The 2,515-nt window shown below is 38.8% G+C and carries 1 protein-coding gene and 1 pseudogene; one reads left to right on the forward strand and one right to left on the reverse strand.

The annotated features are described in order from the left end of the window. Window positions 1-131: 131 nt before the first annotated feature. Window positions 132-1,922, reverse strand: coding sequence for a cell wall-binding repeat-containing protein (locus tag ACW6OJ_RS08115; RefSeq protein WP_456096286.1), 1,791 nt, complete (start codon window positions 1,920-1,922; stop codon window positions 132-134). Window positions 1,923-2,313: 391 nt separating this feature from the next. Between ACW6OJ_RS08115 and ACW6OJ_RS08120 the strand changes: the two are divergent. Continuing rightward, window positions 2,314-2,515 (forward strand): annotated as a pseudogene (locus ACW6OJ_RS08120) (ABC transporter ATP-binding protein/permease); the annotation flags it as partial.

A 2,515-nucleotide genomic window follows, 5' to 3' on the forward strand; every position in this document is an offset into this window, starting at 1 on the left:
TTTTACTATATACTTATATTTTTAATTTCATTAAGCGCATAATTTTGCTAGTCTAATATTTATATTAAACTCATAGGTAATGAATTAATACATACAGGGTCTAAATTGACTTATCATAAGAAAAGAAGGATCTATCTAATTGCTACTGCAAACCTTCTATTTCCATAGTTATAGCACTTGTCTACCAGGGCCTGTGATTTCCAGTAGAAGAAAGGCTTACTACGGTTTGCCCCATCGGACTCGTGGTTGTATGGGTCTGCTATGTAGAAGGCCTTCTTAACTGGGTCGTAGCCTGTTAATAGGAGTACATGGTTGTTGAAGATCCTCCTGGTTGGAACCCCATCGATAGGCAGGGTCTTATAGTAGGCTGGAGCCCAATGTAGGGTAACATAAATAACCACTGTATTGCCATTCTGTATTTCTTTTATGATATCCTCTATAGGAGCCCCCTGAATATTTACAACATTACCATACCTCTGTCCGTACTTGGCTAGGGGTTCAGGGTCTATAGTTAGGAACCTATGATTTTCGTTTCCGTATGGTGAACCGACATAGCCCTTGGCAGGGTTACTACTAGTCTTTGGCATATTATCGAGGAAGGCTCTTAGACCCAGGTTTGTGTACCCCTTACCCTTAAGTCCCATTAGAAGGGATGTGGCTTCACATCCATTAGGTGCATAAACTGGCTTTAGCTGGGAAACATATGGGACCGGATTTATTATCTTACCAATAGTCTTCGGTTCCTCAGGCTTTACTTCTGGTTTTGGTTCAGGCTGTGGCTTTTGAGGGCCCTGGTTGTCTATTGGGTCTAGCCCCCTTATCAACCTATCAGCATTGGCAAGAGTCTTGTCAGATATAGATAACTGACCACCTACGACAAGGACCTTTTTTATATTGTGATTTTTGAAATAGTCTATTACACTCTGGTCTATCTTGTCCTTTGATACTAGAAGTATAGGGGCTTCTATCTTTTGAGCAAGTGTAGACGCAGCCAGGGCATCTGGGAAGTTTTCTCCTGATGCAAGGATGACTGTAGACGATACAAGCCTATCCCCTATCTTGGCACTTGTCTCATAACGGTTGTTGCCACTTATCCTAGCATGACTAGCATATTGGAATTGGTTGGCTATACCACTTGCTAGACCTTCTTGGACACTATTTTCTCCTCCGACAATTAGGAAGCTGTCATGGTTAAGGGCCTCGATTGCAGCCTGGACCTCACTGGATAGCTGTCCGCTTTTTGTTAATAGAAGGCCTGCCTGGTCAAGGATAGAAGATGTAGACAGGGCATCTGGAAACTTTTCTCCTGATGCAAGGATCAAGGATTTTTTCTTGGCATGATTAAATATCTTTTGGCAGGTATCATACCTATTTTCACCCGCTATACGGCTGATGTTTTTAATTCCACCTATATTGGCAAGACCCCTTTCTATATCTTCTGATATCGAGTTCGTACCACCAAGTATGATAAGGTCTTGGGTCTCAAGTCTAGATATTTCATTTATAATTTCCTGTGTCAGCTGGTTTTGTACTAGGATGACGGAATAACGACCACCTGTAAGGTTGGCTGCAGCTAGGGCATCGGGGTAGTTTCTAGCATCTGCCAGGATAACTGTCTTTGATTTAGTATTCTCAAACCTACTTATTTCGATGGACGTCTCTACCCTACCTGGTCCAGATATTCTCATGCTTGTCTGGTCTGATGATAGGAATTTGGCCAAGCTTGAATTAGGGTCTAGCTTAGGATCCTGTACATCAGGGCTTACAATTATTTCACTCTTATTGGTATCCTTTGGCTTAGGGTCACTTGATACCGTTTCCACGCCAGGGCTAGTCACCTGGTCCGCTAGGATGGGTCCTGTAGAAGTAAGTACCATACCAAGGGCTAGGATAATAGCCACATGTTTTTTTCTTAATTTCATTTTCTCCTCCATAGGTTATATATAAATTTGTATTTGTAGGTCTAACCTATATAGGCAAGGCCTAACTGATATTTTACCTTTCACATGCTAAAAAAAGCATCTCTTATATTTTACTATAAATAAAACATTTTTACAGTAGTAAGTTGTTAAACTTTAGTAATTTTTATTTTTATAGTCAAAAGCCATTGTTAAGGTAGGGATTTTATGGACTTAATTATATAAACTTGTATGTGGGTATATTTTTCTATTGGTTTCATGTTAGAAATATTAGATATTTTTAGGTGTTTATTAACTATATTTGTGATTTTCTGTAAAGTATTGTAAATTGAAAATTATTATTATATCATTAAAGGGTAGGTTGGTATTTTATATAAAAAATGGAGGAAAAATAATGGTTGAAAAGAACTTATTTCAATTTTGTGGAAACACAAAGAGATATATTATAGAAGCCGTACTGATAAACTGTATAAGGTTGGTGGCAAATATCACCTTCTCTTTTATGTTTGCATCAGTATTGGCCCACTTTATAACTGGGGTCTATGTATTTAATCCCAAGATATCCTATATATTAATAGGCCTGTCCCTGCTGGTAA

It is taken from the genome of Peptostreptococcus sp., assembly GCF_977045075.1.

Bases quoted from the DNA above. Each gene is read 5' to 3' on its own strand.
- ACW6OJ_RS08115 (WP_456096286.1), bottom strand. From the start codon at position 1,922: ATGAAATTAAGAAAAAAACATGTGGCTATTATCCTAGCCCTTGGTATG.